Origin of the sequence: Thiothrix lacustris DSM 21227, assembly GCF_000621325.1 — a bacterium.
Classification (GTDB): domain Bacteria; phylum Pseudomonadota; class Gammaproteobacteria; order Thiotrichales; family Thiotrichaceae; genus Thiothrix; species Thiothrix lacustris.
Genome location: NZ_JHYQ01000036.1, coordinates 23,535 through 41,919 on the forward strand (window position 1 = coordinate 23,535; position 18,385 = coordinate 41,919).

The 18,385-nt window shown below is 46.1% G+C and carries 15 protein-coding genes; 6 read left to right on the plus strand and 9 right to left on the minus strand.

The genetic code is table 11. The annotated features are described in order from the left end of the window. Nucleotides 1-10: 10 nt before the first annotated feature. From Q394_RS0114920 to Q394_RS0114935, 4 genes are all read right to left on the minus strand, one after another. Nucleotides 11-664: a thiol:disulfide interchange protein DsbA/DsbL gene (locus tag Q394_RS0114920; protein WP_028489960.1), complete on the minus strand. Its 654-nt coding sequence runs from the start codon at nucleotides 662-664 to the stop codon at nucleotides 11-13. A gap of 79 nt (nucleotides 665-743) precedes the next feature. Next, a complete protein-coding gene (gene ccsB, locus Q394_RS0114925; protein WP_028489961.1) occupies nucleotides 744-1,922 on the minus strand; it encodes a c-type cytochrome biogenesis protein CcsB in 1,179 nt (392 codons plus the stop codon). After that, nucleotides 1,897-3,906 (minus strand): cytochrome c biogenesis protein ResB, encoded by a 2,010-nt coding sequence (locus Q394_RS0114930; RefSeq protein ID WP_028489962.1) that lies wholly within the window; start codon nucleotides 3,904-3,906, stop codon nucleotides 1,897-1,899. Before Q394_RS0114930 ends, ccsB begins: the two co-directional genes overlap by 26 nt. A gap of 100 nt (nucleotides 3,907-4,006) precedes the next feature. Continuing rightward, the gene (locus Q394_RS0114935) at nucleotides 4,007-4,618 is read right to left on the minus strand and encodes a c-type cytochrome (protein ID WP_028489963.1); all 612 of its coding nucleotides are present in this window, start codon (nucleotides 4,616-4,618) and stop codon (nucleotides 4,007-4,009) included. Between the two features lie 304 nt (nucleotides 4,619-4,922). Here Q394_RS0114935 and yihA point away from each other — a divergent pair, with 304 nt between their 5' ends. Beyond that, the gene (gene yihA, locus Q394_RS0114940) at nucleotides 4,923-5,543 is read left to right on the plus strand and encodes a ribosome biogenesis GTP-binding protein YihA/YsxC (protein ID WP_028489964.1); all 621 of its coding nucleotides are present in this window, start codon (nucleotides 4,923-4,925) and stop codon (nucleotides 5,541-5,543) included. A gap of 335 nt (nucleotides 5,544-5,878) precedes the next feature. Here yihA and Q394_RS0114945 read toward each other — a convergent pair whose 3' ends face one another. From Q394_RS0114945 to Q394_RS0114960, 4 genes are all read right to left on the minus strand, one after another. After that, nucleotides 5,879-7,045: a Do family serine endopeptidase gene (locus Q394_RS0114945; RefSeq protein ID WP_028489965.1), complete on the minus strand. Its 1,167-nt coding sequence runs from the start codon at nucleotides 7,043-7,045 to the stop codon at nucleotides 5,879-5,881. Nucleotides 7,046-7,111: 66 nt separating this feature from the next. Continuing rightward, nucleotides 7,112-8,020: a DnaJ C-terminal domain-containing protein gene (locus Q394_RS0114950; protein ID WP_028489966.1), complete on the minus strand. Its 909-nt coding sequence runs from the start codon at nucleotides 8,018-8,020 to the stop codon at nucleotides 7,112-7,114. A 5-nt stretch (nucleotides 8,021-8,025) separates the two neighbouring features. Further along, nucleotides 8,026-8,892 carry a YicC/YloC family endoribonuclease gene (locus Q394_RS0114955; RefSeq protein WP_028489967.1) on the minus strand — a complete coding sequence of 289 codons (867 nt, stop codon included), beginning with the start codon at nucleotides 8,890-8,892 and terminating at the stop codon, nucleotides 8,026-8,028. A gap of 125 nt (nucleotides 8,893-9,017) precedes the next feature. Continuing rightward, the gene (locus tag Q394_RS0114960) at nucleotides 9,018-9,809 is read right to left on the minus strand and encodes an enoyl-ACP reductase FabI (RefSeq protein WP_028489968.1); all 792 of its coding nucleotides are present in this window, start codon (nucleotides 9,807-9,809) and stop codon (nucleotides 9,018-9,020) included. Between the two features lie 88 nt (nucleotides 9,810-9,897). Between Q394_RS0114960 and Q394_RS0114965 the strand changes: the two genes are divergently transcribed. The 4 genes from Q394_RS0114965 (at nucleotide 9,898) to Q394_RS0114980 (ending at nucleotide 16,956) form a co-directional block, all read left to right on the plus strand. Further along, entirely contained in the window at nucleotides 9,898-11,751 is a 1,854-nt protein-coding gene (locus Q394_RS0114965) for a peptide-binding protein (RefSeq protein WP_028489969.1), read from the plus strand. Between the two features lie 135 nt (nucleotides 11,752-11,886). After that, nucleotides 11,887-13,635, plus strand: coding sequence for a FecR domain-containing protein (locus Q394_RS0114970; protein WP_156946891.1), 1,749 nt, complete (start codon nucleotides 11,887-11,889; stop codon nucleotides 13,633-13,635). Nucleotides 13,636-13,664: 29 nt separating this feature from the next. Further along, the gene (locus tag Q394_RS0114975) at nucleotides 13,665-15,632 is read left to right on the plus strand and encodes a CHASE2 domain-containing protein (RefSeq protein ID WP_028489971.1); all 1,968 of its coding nucleotides are present in this window, start codon (nucleotides 13,665-13,667) and stop codon (nucleotides 15,630-15,632) included. Further along, nucleotides 15,622-16,956 (plus strand): tetratricopeptide repeat protein, encoded by a 1,335-nt coding sequence (locus Q394_RS0114980; RefSeq protein WP_156946892.1) that lies wholly within the window; start codon nucleotides 15,622-15,624, stop codon nucleotides 16,954-16,956. Before Q394_RS0114975 ends, Q394_RS0114980 begins: the two co-directional genes overlap by 11 nt. Before the next feature lie 17 nt (nucleotides 16,957-16,973). Here Q394_RS0114980 and Q394_RS0114985 read toward each other — a convergent pair whose 3' ends face one another. Further along, nucleotides 16,974-17,663: a Crp/Fnr family transcriptional regulator gene (locus Q394_RS0114985; protein WP_028489973.1), complete on the minus strand. Its 690-nt coding sequence runs from the start codon at nucleotides 17,661-17,663 to the stop codon at nucleotides 16,974-16,976. Between the two features lie 435 nt (nucleotides 17,664-18,098). On the opposite strand from Q394_RS0114985, the gene Q394_RS0114990 reads away from it, so the two are divergent. Further along, nucleotides 18,099-18,385 (plus strand): Ig-like domain-containing protein (locus tag Q394_RS0114990; RefSeq protein WP_028489974.1); only part of this gene is annotated, 287 nt, incomplete at its 3' end.

Here is an 18,385-nt window from a genome sequence, read left to right on the forward strand (position 1 = left end):
ACTCTCTGTATTACTTAGACTCGCGTGCCACCAAGTAATTAATTACTTGTAGCAGCTTTTCTTCACTGCCGACCATGCTTGGGCTGGTGCGGTATTTGCCATTAACAATAATGACGGGTACTGAGTCTGCCTTGGATTTTGTGCCAACTTCATCGGCGCGTGCCATCATGGCTTTCATTTCCATGGAGTTTAGGGCATTTTTAACTTGATCAGCACTAAAACCTAGCTCTACAAAAAAACGGGTCATGGCGGCATCATCGTTGATCTGGCGACGCTGTTTTTGTAGTGCTTCAAAAATCTTGGTGTGGACATTCTTCGCACCATCAGGATCGAGCATTTTCCCAACATAGTATAGCTTGGCATGGTATGCCCAACGTGGACTTAGTGTGGCAGGAACACGCTGGAAGACGACGTTATCGGGTTTTTTGCTAAGGAAAGTGTTAATGGTGGGTTCCATTTCATAGCAGTGTGGACAGCCGTACCAAAACAATTCCGTTACTTCAACCTTTCCAGCTGGCACTTCGGTTGGAATAGCCGGTGAAATGGTGACGTACTGGGTACCTTCCTTGAATTCTTCCGCTTGGCTGGATTCAGGAATGCAGCCAGTGAGGGCAAATAGGGCTGCCATCATAAAGCCGAGGGTGTGGCTCAATGTGCGTTTCATTGGTTCAATATCTCCCTTTTGTGTTTGTTTCATTACAGTGTCAGTCAGTTATTGTGATGATTAGACTTGGCTATTAGCTTTAAAGTTCACCATAAGAATGTAAACCAGAGAGAAACATATTAACGCCCAGGAATGCAAACAGGGTAACAAAGAGACCTACAATAGCCCACCATGCCATAGGTTCACCCCTCCAGCCTTTGGAGAAGCGTAAATGCAGCCATGCAGCATAGTTCAGCCAGACAATTAATGCCCATGTTTCTTTGGGATCCCAAGACCAGTAACCGCCCCATGCTTCAGCAGCCCACATAGCACCAAGAATGGTGGCAATGGTAAAGAAGGCGAAGCCTAGTGCAATAGCTTTGTAGGTAACATCATCTAGCATATCCAGTGAGGGAAGACGTTTTGCTAGTAAACCATTAGGATTTTGCCGTTCACCTTTTGATTTAAGCAAATAAGCAACACTAACCATGGCAGCTAAAGCAAATGCACCATAGCCAACAAAATTGGCTGGGACATGGATTTTCATCCAGTAACTTTTCAGAGCAGGGACAAGTGGGAGAATTTTATCAGCGCCACGGCTATAGCTGTACCACAATAGGAAACCCACCGCTGCACTAATCACCAATAGCACAAAACCGCCGAGTGAACGGTTTTTGTAACGACCTTCATAAAACAGGTACAGCAGGCCAGTGATGAGACTGAACAAAATAAAGACTTCATAGAGGTTGCTCACTGGAATATGACCAAACTCTGGATCAACTAAATAAGTCTCATACCAACGTACCATCAGCCCTGTTAAGCCCATAATCAGCGCTGCCCATGTTAGCGCTGTGCCAGTTTTTAGGGTGAATTCGCTGCCTGAGAACAGTCCACCAAGGTAGGTGACGGTAGCCATTACAAACAGTGCGCTCATCCACATGACCGCTGACTGGCTGGAAACGAGATATTTCAGGCCAAATACTACTTCTGCATTGGCGTAATTGTCACCATAAAGCCCAATACCTAATAAGCTGAAAGCGGTAACTGTTAATGCATAAGGTTGAAAAGCCTTCCAATACCAACCTAAACCAATCAAGCTAGGAGCAGTCATGGCGAGAATGCCAATTTCATAGCCGTCCATGATGCTGCCATATTTGGCAAAGACAAAGGCTGTAGCGGCCAGTACTGCCGTAGCCCATAACCAGTCACGCAGCCCTAATTGCTGGAGCAGACTGGGACGTTCAATCAATGATTCAATCGTTTGTTGTGGAACTGACATGTTTCACCTCATGTGCCATGACTTGCTGGAAGATTCCTTGCAAGTGATTAAAATAGCGTTCAAATTCAGGCTGGTTACGGTTGCTGCTGCCTGCCATGACGAGATCTGACTGATTGTCACCTTGCGGCTTGATCCAGATCCATATTCTACGATGGGAGATGTAGAATAGTAAAAATACCCCCAAGACCAGCATGGCGCTGCCAAAATACACCACATCTTTACCCGGTGAGCGGGTGATTTGTAAACCAGATGCCTCAATTTGTTTGAAGCTGCTTAGTTGTACAAGCCACGGTGAGCCATAGGCGGCGATTTTGTCGACAGCCAAAATGCTATCATCAAAGAATAACCAATCTGCTTCGCTAGGTTCGCCCTGACTGCCTTCTTGTTTCAGGGTTTCTAGGTATACGCTGCGTAGTGATGCATTCAGCACTTTCATAAAGGCTTCGGAGGCATTCTCACGTTTCTCTTCTGGGAAGCGTGCAGCAATTTCCTGCATGATGCCATCCGAACCTTTGCTTGAAAATTGCTCTGTTAACCGCACCATTGATTCAATGACTTGATTCTCCATCTCGGCATTTTGCAGGCTATTTTGCTGCATCGAGTTGCGAGTAGTGGCAATAGCGGCTGTTTTTACAAGCTCGTTATTTTGCATATTGGTGAGGAACTTGAAGAAACGATCTTTGCTACCTTTCGGATCCAGTGGAATGTGTAGATAACGAAATGGTTCGCCTGGGCTAGTACGTACTCCACTGATGTAATAATACTGTCCCTTGATACTCACCGGATTCATGTAGTTTTGGTATTCTATCGCTTGTCCGGTAGCATCGCGGAGCTTGAAGGTGATGCTGGGGCCGACATTTTTCTTTGTGACCTTGCCCTCATCTCCTTCCATATCATTGATGTTGAAGAGGCGAAAGTCTTTTAGTTCTAGTGTGTACTGTTGATCGGAACTAGTCAGTTTGTAGTCACCAAAAATTTTCCCATCCAGATCTTGTGCTGCATAGCGTGTGCTAAACGGTTGCAGGCGCAATTTCACTTCCGAGCCACCATCACCAAAGCTCGCTTGATAAATAGCGACATCTTTATAAATGAGTGGGTGATTGACTGAAATAGTGGTTTCTAGCGGTTTTTCCAAATCTTTGTCGTGGATGACAATATCACTCTCAAAGGACTTGGGCATTCCGGTAGAGTAGTGTTCAACACGGAATTCTTTTACTTCTACTGCAAATGGCAGGTGTTGTACGAAATAGCCGTCACGCATCGGCTGGAATAGGATATTGGCGCGGCTACCTTCGGGAATGTCGACTGATCCACGATAAGAGAAGTTGGATGGAGGAAGTTGGCTGATAGCAGGTACGTCACCAGCAGGAATATTACGGGTTTCAGGTTTTAGATTGCCTTGCCATTCAGCAAGCATCAGTGGTAGGCGGCTATCCAGTAGACCGCCAAGGAAAATGACGATCATACCAAGGTGGGTTAACCAATAACCCCAATGGTTCATGCCGCCTTTCATTCCGGCAACGACTGTATGTTGAGCATCGACTTTTTGGCGGGTTTTGAAGCCTTGGCCATGTAGGATGCGGGTTGCAAGAGCTGTTGCTTCTGTATGGCTTTGTGAGGTCGTTAGAGTGCTTTGGTGCTTCATTGCCCGTAGCGATTTTTCTTGCACATTTTCGCGGAAATGGCGAAGTTCTCGTAACATGCCGGGCGTATTGCGGCCAACACAAGTGGCGATAGAAATGACTAGAAATGCAAGGATGCCTAGAAACCACAAGGCGGAATACACATCATAGAGTTCTAGTGACCTGAACAAATCAAACCAAAATGGTCCGAATTTAATCTGATAGTCGGTATAGGGTTGATTCTGTTTGAGGATGGTGCCAATCACAGAAGCAATCGCCACTATCACCAGCAAGCTGATAGCCAGATTCATGGATCCTAGGAAATTGATCAGGCGCGTACTGGAGGTTGGAGAATTTCTCATATCACAAAAATCATATTTACAATGAGGTGAATTAAAACAACAAAGGGTGGCAAATGCCACCCTTTGTTTTACAGTAAGGCGTTACCAAATGGTAATGACATTACTTCAGGCCAGAGATGTACTCGGCAACCGCATCGATTTCTACATCAGTCATACCAGCAGCGATGTTACGCATCATCTTGCCTGCATCATTAGCACGCTCGCCTTTACGGAAGCTATATAGCTGGTTTTTGATGTAGGTGACGTGCTGACCATTCAGCGAGGGGAATTTGGCGGCTGGGTTGCCAGCACCGGTAGGGCCATGGCAGGCAGCACATGCTGAAACGCCTGTCGCATTATTACCACCTTTGTAGACTTGTTCACCCAAGACAGCTTTGGTTTGATCTGCTTCACCCAATTTTTTGGTTTGGGAGGAGAAGTATGCTGCCAGGTCTGCCATGTCTGCATCACTCAATGGTTTTGCCATTGGTGTCATGGATGGGTTAACACGCTCATCATTCTTGAAGTTCATTAATTGCTTCAGAATGTAGCTTGGGTGTTGACCCGCCAGCTTAGGCCATTCAGGGTTGGTGCTGTTGCCGTCTGCACCGTGGCAGGCTGCGCAAGTCGCGGATTTGGTTTTGCCCGCTTCAGCATTGCCACCCTCTGCCCAAGCAGATGCAGCGACGCTAACAGCCAAGCCAGTCAGTACAAGCATGAGTACTTTTTTCATGTCGAAGTGCTCCTAATATCACAAAATCTGTCATGTTTTTTGCGCTGCAGCCAGTGACTCCCCTTGTTCACCGCTTGACGCACTGCCTTAACCGTCTTCTCGCGGTTGCGGCAATTGCTTGCAATCATGTTGGGTGCGCCTTAATCTGCACCCACCCTGACACAGGCATACCATATCCATACGCTCTACAGCCTTTTCAGTCATCCAGTCCACTGTTGTGGGAAGGATATTCTGAAAAAAACGACTGAATTGTACAACATATTCTGCTTACGTTCCGCAAAAAATATTAGAGAATGCTAACATTATGAATCATTATTATCAGCAGGCAAGTTTTTTACAAAGTGCCACTACCCGAAAAACCATGCCGATGGAAAGTGGCTTGGAAATTGCTTTTGCTGGCAGATCAAATGCTGGAAAATCCAGTGTAATCAATCGAGTGTGTTCTCAGAAATCATTAGCGAGAACCAGTAAAACCCCCGGTAGAACGCAGCTAATCAACTTTTTTCAGCTTCCTGATGCCAATTTTTTGGTGGATTTGCCCGGTTATGGCTATGCGAAAGTGCCAGAAGCTATTAAGTTGGAATGGCAAAAATTTATTGAATCTTATCTGACACAGCGCAATACCCTGAGGGGTATGGTGCTAGTGATGGATATTCGCCACCCAATGACGGATTACGATCAGGCTATGTTGCGTTGGGCGCAGAATAGGATGTTGCCCGTGCATGTTCTGCTTAATAAGTCAGATAAGTTGACACGTGGTGCAGGCATGAATGCGTTGTTGCAGGTGCGGAAGATGTTGGCGGAGAGTGGGATAGCTTCGGTACAGATGTTTTCGGCGTTGAAGCAACAAGGATTAGATGAGTGTTGGGATGTTTTAGATAAGTGGTTAGGAAAAGACACTATTACTACACAATCTGAAGTGTAATAGGCGCTTATTCAGGAAGAGTTCATTTCTTTGAGGGTATCCTTCTTCCTGTAGGAAAAAGGAACCCCGGCCAAACAGGGGGTCTAAAAAGCCGGGGTTTAATGAACAGGCTTGGATTGGGGACACCAAACCTGTGTCCGTAAACAGAAGACACCGATGCCGGGCTTAAGCATCATTGTAGCGTATCTTCTGATACTTCACGGAAACTGTGGATTTACTAAAATTCATCAAATCAGTAAATCTGGCTGAATAGTAACGCATTTCTAGCGACTATAAAAATAAAATACTTTGATAGCTAATTGTTGTTTATGGTATGACATTTGCTGATCTCATACCTACCGTATGCCTTTTTCCCAATAGGGTTGATTGGCGGCACTTTTCATATGGTCTTTTGTCTTGGGCATGGAAGATCTAGTGCTACTCGGTTGTTCAATAACGACTTTGATATTTTTTGGTCGACCTGCCCGAAGTATTGTCATCTGAACGGCCGAGCCAACGCGCAAATCACCTATCATATTTTTCACATCAACCGCATTACTCACATTTTTCTCATTAAGTTTGGTAATGATATCGCCTGTTTGTATACCTGCTTTTTCGGCGGGAGATCCGGCAATTACTTGACTGATAATAGCCCCTACATTGCTTTTCATGCCAAAGTCTCGTGCCATTGCTGCATCGAGATCCTGTACTTCAACACCTAGTTGGCCACGCTCAACTTTCCCATATTGAACGATTTGTGTAATGACACCGGCAGCCGTATTAATAGGAACAGCAAAGCCTATACCAAGACTGCCACCACCTTGGTCACCTAGAATGGCTGTATTAATGCCAATTAGTTCACCTTGTAAGTTTACTAATGGGCCACCGGAGTTACCTAGATTGATAGGCGCATCTGTTTGAATGAAGTTTTCGTATTCACTAATACCAGGGTTGCGGTGCAAGGCGCTAATAATACCGGATGTGACCGTTTGACCAATGCTATACGGGTTGCCTATCGCGACTACAAAATCACCTACTCTTAAGCGATCAGAATCACCAAAGCGCATGGCCGTGAGGTGATCAGAGGGGATTTGCAGGACAGCTAAATCAGCACGCGGATCAACACCAACCACATCAGCTAGGTATTTTCGCCCATCTTTTAACGTAACATGTATGGCATCAGCATTTTCGACAACATGAGCATTGGTCAAAACATGTCCGCGTTGGGCATGAATAATAACACCAGAGCCTGTGCCGTTGATCTGACCTTCACCAGATGGGGCATCACCAAAGAATCGTTTGAAAAAAGGGTCGCTCATCAGTGAGTCACTGGCAGGCTGATGGCCTTCTGTTGCAATATTAACGACAGAAGGTGTGACTTTTTCCAACATGGTTGCTAATGAAGGTAATGCTTGTCCATTAACTTCTGTCGGAAGTGCGGCAAAGGCAGTGCTGGGTGCTGCGCCTGAAAAGAGGATCACCGCGAATAACGCTATCTTGCGAGTGAGGGGTAACATGACCATATTGTACTGTTCTCGGTATGTGGCATTCAATGTTTTCAGACAGTTATCTTTAGATAAGGTTCCATGTCATGTTAGATGCTGTCGGGGGTTCCAGGTGAACAGCGCTTTCATCCGCGCATAATACTCTTTTTGTTCGACAGTATCAGCAGGTGGGGTATGAATGTGTAATACAATATACAAATCACCCGGTTCTTGACCTGTTAGCCCCCTGCCTTTCATGCGCATCTTTCTGCCAGATTGTGATCCCGGTGGGATTTTTAGGCTGATTTTACCTGCCAGGGTCGTTACTGTTATGGTTTCGCCGAGTGCTGCTTCCCAGGGGGTAATGGGGAGGTCTAGGTAAATGTCGCTGCCTTCCTGACGGTAGGTTGGGTGTTCATTGACTTTGACCTTTAGGTAAACATCTGAGCCGTGTGGGCCTTTTCCGGGTATCCGAATCTTTGTATCATCAGAAATATCAGGTGGGATGCGTATTTTGACATGACCACCTGAGGGTAATTTTACTGTCTTTATTCCATGGTAAATATCTTCTAGTTCAATTTGCAGCGTGGAGGTGGTTTGTGTTGATGTAGAGGCGTTTTGTGTCCCTGTCGACCCACGCCGGAAGCCACCACCAAATAAACCTTCAAAGAAATCACTGAAACCAGATGACTGTTGAGTGTTAGCACCTCGGCGGGCGATACCTTCAAAAAACGATGAGTCAAATTGTGGTGAGCTTTTGCCCCATCCCGGTGGTGGCTTGAAGTTTTGACCCGCACGCCATTCCGCACCCAGTTGATCATAACGGGCGCGTTTGGTTGTATCGCTTAAAACTTCATTGGCTTCATTAATTTCCTTGAAACGATCTTCGGCACCTTTTTCTTGATTTCGATCAGGGTGGTACTTTGCCGCTAGTCGTCGGAAGGCTTGCTTAATGCTGTCTTGGTCGGCGGTGCGTTCAACCCCTAGAATTTTGTAATAGTCCTTATATTCCATCTCATTTACTCAATATTTTGCACTTGTTCGCGCATCTGTTCGATCATCACCTTGAGGTCGACAGCCGCTTGGGTGGTGTCGGAATCATTGGATTTGGAAGCAAGTGTATTGGCTTCGCGGTTAAGCTCCTGCATAAGGAAGTCAAGGCGACGCCCAACCGGTTCATCACGCTCCAGCACGGCATTGATTTCATCAAGGTGTGCCATTAGGCGGTCAAGTTCTTCTTCCACATCCAGACGTTGAGCGAGGATTACCAGTTCTTGTTCGATGCGGTTGTAATCGGGTGATATTTTTAATTCTTCAATGCGATTCAGAATTTTTTCGCGTTGTCCTGCAATAATACCGGGGCGATGTTTACGAATCCGCACGGTAATTTCTGCAATTTGATCACACCGCTGATAGAGAAATTCAGAGAGGCGCTTGCCTTCACGTTCCCGAGTTTCCAATAAATCATCCAACATATCTTGGAGCAGTGCTTTGGCATGGGCTGCGAGAATATCACGATCAGGCGTGGCATCCTGTGCAACGCCTGGCCAGCGTAGAATATCGACAGCCTTGAGTGGCTCCGGGTTATCGGTAATGGTTTCCAGTTGGCGACAGGCAATAATAAGGGCGCGTGCTAACGGCTCATTGATGCGGATTTCGCTGTTATTGCCCGTCATGGGGGTGAAGCGTAGGGCTGCATCTAACTTGCCGCGTTTCAATGTGCTTTGAATGGTTTCACGGAAACTATTTTCTAGGCTGCGAAATTCTTCTGGAAGACGCAGGCTAATATCGAGATAGCGGTGATTAACCGAACGTGCTTCCCATTGAAGTGTACCGTGTTCGATGGTCAGTTCGCGGTGGGAAAAGGCCGTCATGCTACGAATCATGGGTATTTGTTTCCGATTTCTGTCTGTAAGGCTTAATGGTAATCGATTTGATGAGTGACTTCATGTTTTTACCATGCGAACGGCACTTAGGTGGGAAGAGTCGTTACACCTCCCACCCAGTCAGTTTATTCTTCGCCGATGCCGGACATGCCCAGAATATTCCAGCCGCCATCCACATAGGTTATTTCGCCGGTAATCCCAGATGCGAGGTCTGAGCACAGGAAGGCCGCTACATTACCCACTTCTTCAATAGTGACATTGCGGCGTAGTGGGGCATGTTTCTCGAAATGATCGAGCATTTTACGGAAACCAGCAATGCCGGAAGCCGCCAATGTGCGGATAGGGCCTGCGGAAATTGCATTCACGCGGATACCCTGTGGCCCCAGATCGGCGGCCATGAAACGTACCCCAGCTTCCAGACTGGCTTTAGCCATACCCATGACGTTGTAGTTGGGGATGGCGGCAACCGCACCCAGATAACTCAGTGCCAGCATGGAGCCGTTGCGCCCGGCCATCATCGGCTTGGCGTAACGTGCCAGCGCGAGGAAGCTGTAAGCGCTGATGTCGTGTGCAATTTGTGAACCTTCGCGAGTGGTATTGTCCACAATACTGCCAGAAAGCTGCTCTTTTGGCGCAAATGCGATGGAATGCACCACGATGTCCAGCCCGTCCCAGTGTTCGCCCAATTGCTGAAAGGCGGCTGCGATGCTGGCATCCTCCGCCACTTCGCAGGGGAGCACGATGCTGGAGCCGAATTGCGCTGCGAATTTTTCTACCCGGCCTTTCAGCTTGTCATTCTGGTAGGTGAAAGCCAGCTCAGCGCCTTCGCGGTGCATGGCTTCGGCGATACCGTAAGCGATGGAACGGTCACTTGCGACCCCGGTAATCAGGGCGCGTTTGCCAGTCAGAAAACCCATGTGAACTCCTATTTGTGTAAATGCTGCACCCCGAAGGGGTTAATGATATGCTCTAGAACCCTGAATTATGCAGTAAATGAACAAGCGTATGCAAAAACGATCAAGTGCCACGGGCTGGTTTCTGTATTTGTTAATCACGGTAGTGATTATATTGATCGTGCTGACCATGTACCAGATTGATCGACAGTGGAATAAGTTGGCAGAGGTTCAGGCCACTATGTCAGAACAAGCAAAAGACATACGTGAATTACGCACAGCTCTCAACAGTGGCGTGGTGCACCAATCAGCTAGTGCTGGCACTGAGGCAACTTCCGGTATTTCCCCCGCCTTCCAACGCGCCAAAGCCATGACGCAACAGGCTGATTATGCGCAAGGTGATTGGAGTGTGGATGCTTTTGCGACCAATCTTAAAACCCTGACACCGCTAGTGTCGACCGATGCTTATGCGTCTGAAGTGCAAGGCTATGTGCTGGAAAGCTTGATTACCCGCAATCCAGATACCTTGGAGTGGGAAGGGCTGATTGCCAAAAGTTGGCAAATAAGCCCTGACGGATTGACGATTACCTTCCAAATGCGTGATGACGTCATGTTTTCGGATGGCCAGCCGCTGACGGCGGAAGATGTCGCGTTCAGCTTTAACTTCATTATGACTGACGCGATTCAAGCGCCGCGTGAGCGTGCTTACTATGAAAAGATCAAGGAAGTGCGGGCAAATGGTCAATACGAAGTGGTATTTGTCTACAAGGAGCCATATTTTGAAGCATTGTCGTTAGCGGGAACCTTGAGCATTTTCCCGAAACATTTCTACGAACCTTATTTGAAAACGCCGCAGGCATTCAATGAATCTAAAGGCTTGTTGTTAGGCAGTGGGCCTTACCGTTTGGCAGATCCTAAAGGGTGGCGGCCTGACGCGGGTAGTGTGGAGTTGTTGCGTAATGATCGTTATTGGGGTGAGGTGCAACCATCCTTCAATCGCGTACTGTGGAAGATTATTCAGAATGATAGTGCGCGTCTGACAACTTACCGTAACGGTGAGATTGATGCTTATGGTGCACGTCCCAAGGAATATGCTGGTCTGAAAAATGATAAGCAAATCATGGATAAAAGCCATAATTTTGAGTATATGCCGCCGGTGGCAGGTTATAGTTATATCGGCTGGAATCAGGAGCGTGCAGGTAAGCCGACTCGGTTTGCGGATAAGCGGGTGCGTCAGGCTATGTCTTATCTGACCGATGTACCCCGTATTATTCAAGATATTTTTCTCGGTTATGCAGAACCTGCTGTCAGCCCCTTCAGTAATACTAGCAAGCAGCATGATGCTAACTTGAAGACGTTCTCTTTCAATTTGGAAAAGGCGCAGGCCTTGTTAAAAGAAGCAGGGTATGAGGATCGTAATAAGGATGGTGTGCTGGAGGATAAGGACGGCAAGCCATTTACGTTCAAACTGACGTATTTCGAGTCTAATGAAGATACTCAGCGCATGGTGTTATTGCTAAAAGACTTGTATGCACGGGCGGGTGTGAAAATGGAGCCGTTTCCTCAGGAATGGCCGGTGATGTTGGAGTCTTTGAATAAAAAGGATTTCGATGCGATTACGTTGGGTTGGACGAGTGGGATTGAAACGGACATTTTCCAGATGTTTCACAGTTCACAGGCGAAAACGGATGGTGATAATACCATCAGTTATAAAAATCCTGAGCTGGATAAGCTGATCGATCAGGCGCGTGCTACCGTCGATGAAACAGTGCGGATGCCATTGTGGCAGCAGGCCGAGCGTATTATGGTCGAAGATCAGCCGTATACTTTTCTGATGCGTCGCCAGTCGCTGTCGTTTGTGGATAAGCGTATTCATAACCTGCAAATGACTAAACTTGGTTTAAATCGAGGCAGTTTGCCACTGGAAAACTATGTGCCAGTGGCGATGCAAAAGTATACAAAGTGAGTTTTTCAGTGTTTGAAAACTAAGGTGCTGGCGGGGTGGTGTGAATAATTAATGTGATAGGCATCACATGGGTTTTTTATCATGCCATGGTATTCTTGTTAAGAGCGGTTATTCGGTTTTAACAGGAGGTGTCCAGTGAAACTCATACAAATAATAGTATTTGTCTCGCTGATGTTGTTTGGTGGCTTGGTTGTGGCGTTGCCTGAAACAGGCGAGCAACCCGTTGGCAAAGTCATCTTTTCAACAGGGAATAGTGCCTTACAAACCGAATCTGGCGAACCTATCAAAGGGCTGGCGGAAACATTTGTGTATGTTGGCCAAACACTTTCTACCGCAGCAGGCAGCCACATGCATGTCCAGATGATGGATGGTGCCTTGTTGTTATTGCGTCCAGAATCATCCATTCGCATTGCTTACTACACCGTGGATTTAATTCATCCAGTCAATACTAAAATTTTGCTCGATATGAAAAAAGGGGTGATCCGCTCAGTGACGGGAAAGGGCGGGCAGGGCAATAAACAAGGGTTCCGTTTTAATACACCTGTTGCGGCTATTGGTATTAAGGGAACGGATTTTACGGTGTTAGCCAACCCTGATTTTTCTAGTATTGTTTTGCGGCAAGGTGGGGTTTTCGTCTCGCCTTTCTCGGATGGTTGCCTGCGTTATGCCGTTGGGGCGTGTTCTGGTGGGAATGTGGTTTTATTGACGGCAGCTGACCAACAAATGTTAGCCGAGGTTCGGGCAGCTAAGGCAGTGCGTATTCCTAAAATTAATGCACAGGTTGTTCCTGATAATGTTGCGCCTGCTCATCCGTTAGAAGAAAAAAATATACAAGATTCGAAAATTGCGCCTGTTACCTCGCTTATTAATACGAGCAACGGGAGTGTAATAGCCCCCGTTGTGGCGAGTGCTACAACCAGTGCTCAGCAACCAACGGTTAATGGTAGTAGCACATCCAATACTGCGGTTAATACTTCGCAAGGTGCTAGTACTCAGGCGAGTGCTACTACCCCTAGTGTCGGAAGTGCTACGACATCAGGAACTACCGAGAAAAAAATTACATCAGTGGCTCCTGTTGTTAATGGTACTACGGTTGTTGTAGAGAGTGCCTCTACATTGCCTAGTGTTACGGCTACTAATACTGTCAATAATTCGGCTACGACAGCAAATACTGTGGTGGCTTCCGAGGCCAATGCCTCATCATCAAGTAGTAAGAATACGGTTGTTGCGAGTGGTTCTAAAGCGGAAGTGGCTTCGCTTGCACCGATTACTGCGGAAGTTGGTCCTAAGGAGTCGGTGACCTCTGAGCTTTCTAGCCAAATTGTGTCAGAAAAAACGTTAAGTAATACCGTGGAGGCAGTGTTAACACCAGCGGTGGTGACGCAGACGAAATCTCAGCCGTTTTATTGGGGGCGTTGGGCGGGTTATACCGAAAATCTGGAGCAGATTATCGTTCGAGATCCTGTTGTCAGTAAACAGGTCGTTGCTTCCAATACTGTCTATGTGTTGGGAGACAGTGAAGCAGGTGTGCCTAAGTTGCCTCACAGCGGCAAGATGACGTTTAAGTTAGATAAGAGTGAAGCAGTGGTGCTTGATGGCAAAAGTATTGTGCCTGCATCGGTTAGTGCCGCTTCGTTAGAGGCTGACTTTGATAGTAGTCGTTTTAAAACTGATCTGACAGTGAGTTCTGCTGGGTTGAAGGATGGATCGGTTGATTTGCAAGCTCAGGGAGATTTGTCGCTAGCAACGGGAGGGTTTGTCAGTAATCCGTTGGAATCTACGATGAATGTATCCGGTGAATTCAGTGATAATGCTGAATATGCGGGTTATGAGTTCAATGATCCTGATAATAATATCTCAGGTGTCACCAGCTGGCAGCAGTAATTAGATGACCTATGGTCGATGGGTGAGTTGTGGATGAACGTCTACAGGTAGTTAAACGTTTTGCGTTTGTTGCTCTTATTCTGGTGGCAGTTGTTGTTTATTTGTTTATTCCACCCGCTCAGCGCCCTGCTTTTCTAGAGCGTCTTGAGTATGTGGCTTATGATCAGCGAATGCAGTTGTCTGTTTCATCTGCGACGGTTGATTCAGAAATAGTGGTCATTGATATTGATCAATCAAGTCAGGATCAAAAGGGGCAATGGCCTTGGCCTCGTCATTTGACGGCTGAGATGTTGACGTTACTGTTAACACATTATCAGGTGGCGGGCGTTGGCCTTGATGTGTATTTTCCTGATGAAACAGGTTGCTCGTCTGATTTAGACAGTGAATTGTCTGAGGTCTTACAGGAATATGCCGATAATATTGTGATGGCGCTCAAGTTGACGGATAAGCCGCAAGCTATTCGAAAGAAACGGGGTGATGTCACGGGAGAAGGGGTTTCGTTAGTTGGTATAGATGGCTTGCCTCCCGCTGCACAGTATTTGGGGCATGGCGTTGACTTTAGTGGTAATTTGGCGCGTTTTGTAACCCCGCAATCGGCGATTGGGCATATTATTCCTGTGATAGATACTGATGCTAAAGTCAGACAGTTATTGCCTGTTTATCAATTCGCTGGCCAGTATTTTGATGCGCTGTCTTTGTCTATGTGGCGACAAATATTGGGAGCGGATAGTTTGCAATTGGATACATCCTTGGATCATTGGTGGGATTCTCCCAAATTTAGGTTAATGTTGGGCGGGCAGCCAGTCGGGCAATTGCATATCCCTGTTAATGAGTTTGGCGAGGTTTTGATACCTTTTCATTCAAGGGTGGAAAGTGTCTCCGCTGCTGATGTATTAGATAAGACGATTGATGCTGAGAGTCTTAAAGGAAAGTTTGTCTTAATGGGTTCTTCTGCGAAAGCACAAGGCGATGATTTAGTTGCAACGCCGCTCAAGCCTGAGTTGCCCGGTGTAGAGATTCATGCCGTTATGTTGGGTGCGATGCTTGCACAGATGGATGATGGTGCAGCCCCACGCTTTAAAACTCAGCCCTTGTATGAGAAGTATTTTCAAGTGGCGCTGATGTGCGTCGTGTTGTTGGTATTGTTAGTCGCCCATCAGTTTGGGGTGCGGGCGATGTTGGTCACCGGGCCACTGTTATTGGGGGCTTGGATCGTTAGTAACTATTGGCTATGGGCTGCGCATAATATTGCATTGGAATTGCTACCCTTAGTGGCACTCATTCTGTTGTTGTTGATGTATTTAGTGATTAGTGACTTGTTGGATATTAATGCTAGGCATCGTCATATTCGGCGCATGTTTGGTTATTATTTGCCGGAACCTGTTGTTCAACGATTGGCGATAGAGCGTCAGGGGTCAGATTGGCTTAAGCCTGAGCGTCGCGAGATGACGATTCTGTTTGCGGATATACAAGGTTTCACCGCTATGGCGGAGATGTTACCGCCGGAAGTGGTGGCTAATATAACTAAGCAGTTATTTACCAATCTGACGGGTGTTATCCATGAGCATCAGGGCACGGTGGATAAATACATGGGAGATGCTGTTATGGCATTTTGGGGGGCGCCGTTGTTAGATGATCAACATGCCCTACATGCTGCGAAGGCTGCTTTGGCTATGCAAGTAGTTGTTTCACAATTAAATACTGCGGTCTTTAGTCAGCAGAATATTAATATTCATTTGGGTATTGGTATCAATACCGGTGTGGTCGTTGTGGGCAATTTAGGGTCAGAACAACGTCATGCTTATACCGTCATGGGGGGAGCTGTGAATGCGGCTTCAGCGATTCAACAGCTGACGCGTCATTATCCTTACGATATTTTGGCGGGTGAAGAAACGGCAAGTCAATTGCCTGCCTCCATACAAGTAGACCTTGGGTCTGCGGAAACACGTAAACTGCCCCATAAACTTAGAGTGTTTGCTATCACTGATGCATGTTAAGAAAATCTTTACTCTATTTCTTGGTATGACTGTTTGGCTTCCTGTGGTGGGAGAGGCCGTTAGTTGTCAAAACGATAAATATTTTAAATATGCAAATCAGTTATCTGAGCAAAAAGCTTGTGCTGATGCTGTGGCTGTTTATGAGTCTGTTTTAGTACGTGACCCCTTATGCATGGCGGCGAAAATAGAGTTGGGATTTTGTTACCTTCACTTGGGAAACTACGACAAAGCAACGTTAGCACTTCAAGAGGTTCGGGAGGCGACCTTGTTGGATAATCATACTGGTTCAACTAATGTACGTCAGGTGATTGATGCGCAATTGGCACAAATTCCTCAGATGCGTGTACGTGCTGCGAGTCAGCAGGCCGAAAAGGCCATTGTGATCGAAAGGCATAAGCAAGCGTCTTCACCTCGTGCAAAATTATCGGTAGGCATTGGGGTGAGTGATAACGTTAATGGTGGTGTCCAGTTTGACGAATTAACTTTTGGCCAAGGTGATGAGACGATCACGCGGAAATTGGGGGAGAAAAACAAAGCTCATAATGGGACGTGGTTGGATATTGAGGTTGCTGGACAGCATCGTATTCCTGCTCCCGAGGGGCTGGACGGTAATGCGTATATGATTGCTACTTGGAGAGATGCTTATGATGCTGACTCTTCTAGTGTGGATAATAGTGAGTTTGATTTGGGTACGTTGCGGGGAATGTTGGAAATAAAACCTACGGTTGATTCAGCTGCTTTAGAGCCTCGTTTGGTTCTATCCGGCGGGCGTTTTTTCTTGGATAGTGCCGAATACCGCGATGATCTGGCATTTGGTGGGCGCATTAGTCAGGAAATAGGTGATCGTAAGGTTACGTTAGGTTATCAGTTTGCTGATCATAATTACCAAACAATTGATAATACAGATGGGCGTTACCACCGTGTCAGTATCGCTGTACCTTTAATTCAACCTACGGGTAAGAAAAAACTTAAAATGGGGATTGATGTTGGGCATCAATGGCCAGAATCTGCTGCTCGATTGGGGGAGTATCGTGAAACATCGGCCAAGCTGCGTTTGAGCTTTGAGCCGATGCCGAAATCTGACCTTTCGGTTAGTTATGGGGTTAGTAAACAACAAGACGGTGCTGTTTATAACCCCGAGTTTTTTGGTGATGCGAAGCGCAATATTGAACAGCAGGCACTGAATGTTGGTTGGTCTATGGCTGTTGATAACAATTTGGGTTTTGAAGTGAATCTTCAGCGGCGTCGACGTGATTCCGATGTTAAGTTATTTGAACAAAACGCTACAGACTTAACTGCTGGCTTTTATTGGCAGTTACAGTAAGTGTGACCTTGATTGGGTCATTCATCTTCTAGCAGTTGTCGTAATCCTTCGGTATTTTGTATGTAAAGATTTTTCCCTTCTTTTCTGACCAAGCCTTCTTCATTGAGAAACGTTAAGGCACGGGAGATACTTTCACGCGTGGTTCCCAGTAAAATAGCCATGTCATATTGAACAGGCATGTTTTTTATACAGAAATCTTGGCTGGTGTCCCTGTCATCAGGTAATTGACTCAGCAGGTAAGCGGCGAGGCGATTGGCGATATTCTGTTGTTGTAGCACTTGACGGTGCAAGTTATTTTTGCGGATGACTAATGCTAAGTTCTGCATAATACGCCGCGACACTTGCGGTACATTGTAAATAAGGGTTTCAGCATCTCGAACACCAACAGAGGCTAATTCGCAACGGCAAGTCGCTTGGACTGCTGCTGATCTTGGATAGCCATCAATGACAGATAATTCACCAAAATGTGTCGGGGCATCAATAATAGCAAGGGCAATTTCTTGTCCTTGGCGATTCACATCCAGCATGCGCACTTGTCCGCTTAAGAGAAAGTATAGGCGACGGGATGTGTCATTGCGTTCAATGATATTTTCACCTCTGGCCATTTGCTCGAAACGGCAAGCTTTTGCTAATGAGTCTATCTGTTCTGTAGGAAGCCCTGCTAGTAGCGGAACTTGTGCCAAAAGTTTGATATGTGCTGCTTTCATGTGTTTGCCAACGATTGCGGTGCTGAACAGTATACATAGTAGGGCAAGCATAACATGCTTGTGTATAATAAATTTTATAAGAAAAGCTAAATTCATAAATTTTTTTGATTAATTTTTTAGCATTTCAGTTGAATTTAGTCTATTTTTGGATGATTTTGAAAATCAAAATAGGCTAAATGCATTTGCTGTGATAGATTTTTATGATGGTAATGTGATTATTACTTATTTCTCCCATTGAATATTTTTTCATTAATTATTTCTATTAAATAGAATTTCATTATATACTCAATTCAGAATTTTTTCGTTGAATTGATGAGGTTTTCCATGAAAAGGAATGGGTTATGGGGTTTAGTATTACTCATACTTTCCCTGTATTCGTTTGCAGCTATTGCTCTTACTAATAGTAAGCCTGTCGCAACACCTCAGGCAATTAGCTTGGTTGAAGATAGCAGCAAAGAAATCGTGTTGACGGGTACTGATATTGAAGATGGCAGTGCCGTCACAGCTTTGTTAGGAACGACTAGCGCGTTAAACGGTACCTTGGTGGCGGTTGCGGGCAAATCCAACACCTACCTGTACACCCCTAAAGCCAATTTTAGTGGAAATGCCTCGTTTACGTTTACCGTCAAAGACAGTGCCAATTTAGTATCAACGGCGGTAACGGTGAGTATCGTGGTGCAAGCCGTCGCGGATTCCCCGGTGGCACAAGCGCAAGCGGTCAG

Excerpts from the sequence above, each read along its gene's own strand:
- Q394_RS0114920 (WP_028489960.1), bottom strand. The coding sequence starts at position 664 with ATGAAACGCACATTGAGCCACACCCTCGGCTTTATGATGGCAGCCCTA.
- ccsB (WP_028489961.1), bottom strand. The coding sequence starts at position 1,922 with ATGTCAGTTCCACAACAAACGATTGAATCATTGATTGAACGTCCCAGT.
- Q394_RS0114930 (WP_028489962.1), bottom strand. The coding sequence starts at position 3,906 with ATGAGAAATTCTCCAACCTCCAGTACGCGCCTGATCAATTTCCTAGGA.
- Q394_RS0114935 (WP_028489963.1), bottom strand. The coding sequence starts at position 4,618 with ATGAAAAAAGTACTCATGCTTGTACTGACTGGCTTGGCTGTTAGCGTC.
- yihA (WP_028489964.1), top strand. The coding sequence starts at position 4,923 with ATGAATCATTATTATCAGCAGGCAAGTTTTTTACAAAGTGCCACTACC.
- Q394_RS0114945 (WP_028489965.1), bottom strand. The coding sequence starts at position 7,045 with ATGGTCATGTTACCCCTCACTCGCAAGATAGCGTTATTCGCGGTGATC.
- Q394_RS0114950 (WP_028489966.1), bottom strand. The coding sequence starts at position 8,020 with ATGGAATATAAGGACTATTACAAAATTCTAGGGGTTGAACGCACCGCC.
- Q394_RS0114955 (WP_028489967.1), bottom strand. The coding sequence starts at position 8,892 with ATGATTCGTAGCATGACGGCCTTTTCCCACCGCGAACTGACCATCGAA.
- Q394_RS0114960 (WP_028489968.1), bottom strand. The coding sequence starts at position 9,809 with ATGGGTTTTCTGACTGGCAAACGCGCCCTGATTACCGGGGTCGCAAGT.
- Q394_RS0114965 (WP_028489969.1), top strand. The coding sequence starts at position 9,898 with ATGCAAAAACGATCAAGTGCCACGGGCTGGTTTCTGTATTTGTTAATC.
- Q394_RS0114980 (WP_156946892.1), top strand. The coding sequence starts at position 15,622 with ATGCATGTTAAGAAAATCTTTACTCTATTTCTTGGTATGACTGTTTGG.
- Q394_RS0114985 (WP_028489973.1), bottom strand. The coding sequence starts at position 17,663 with ATGAAAGCAGCACATATCAAACTTTTGGCACAAGTTCCGCTACTAGCA.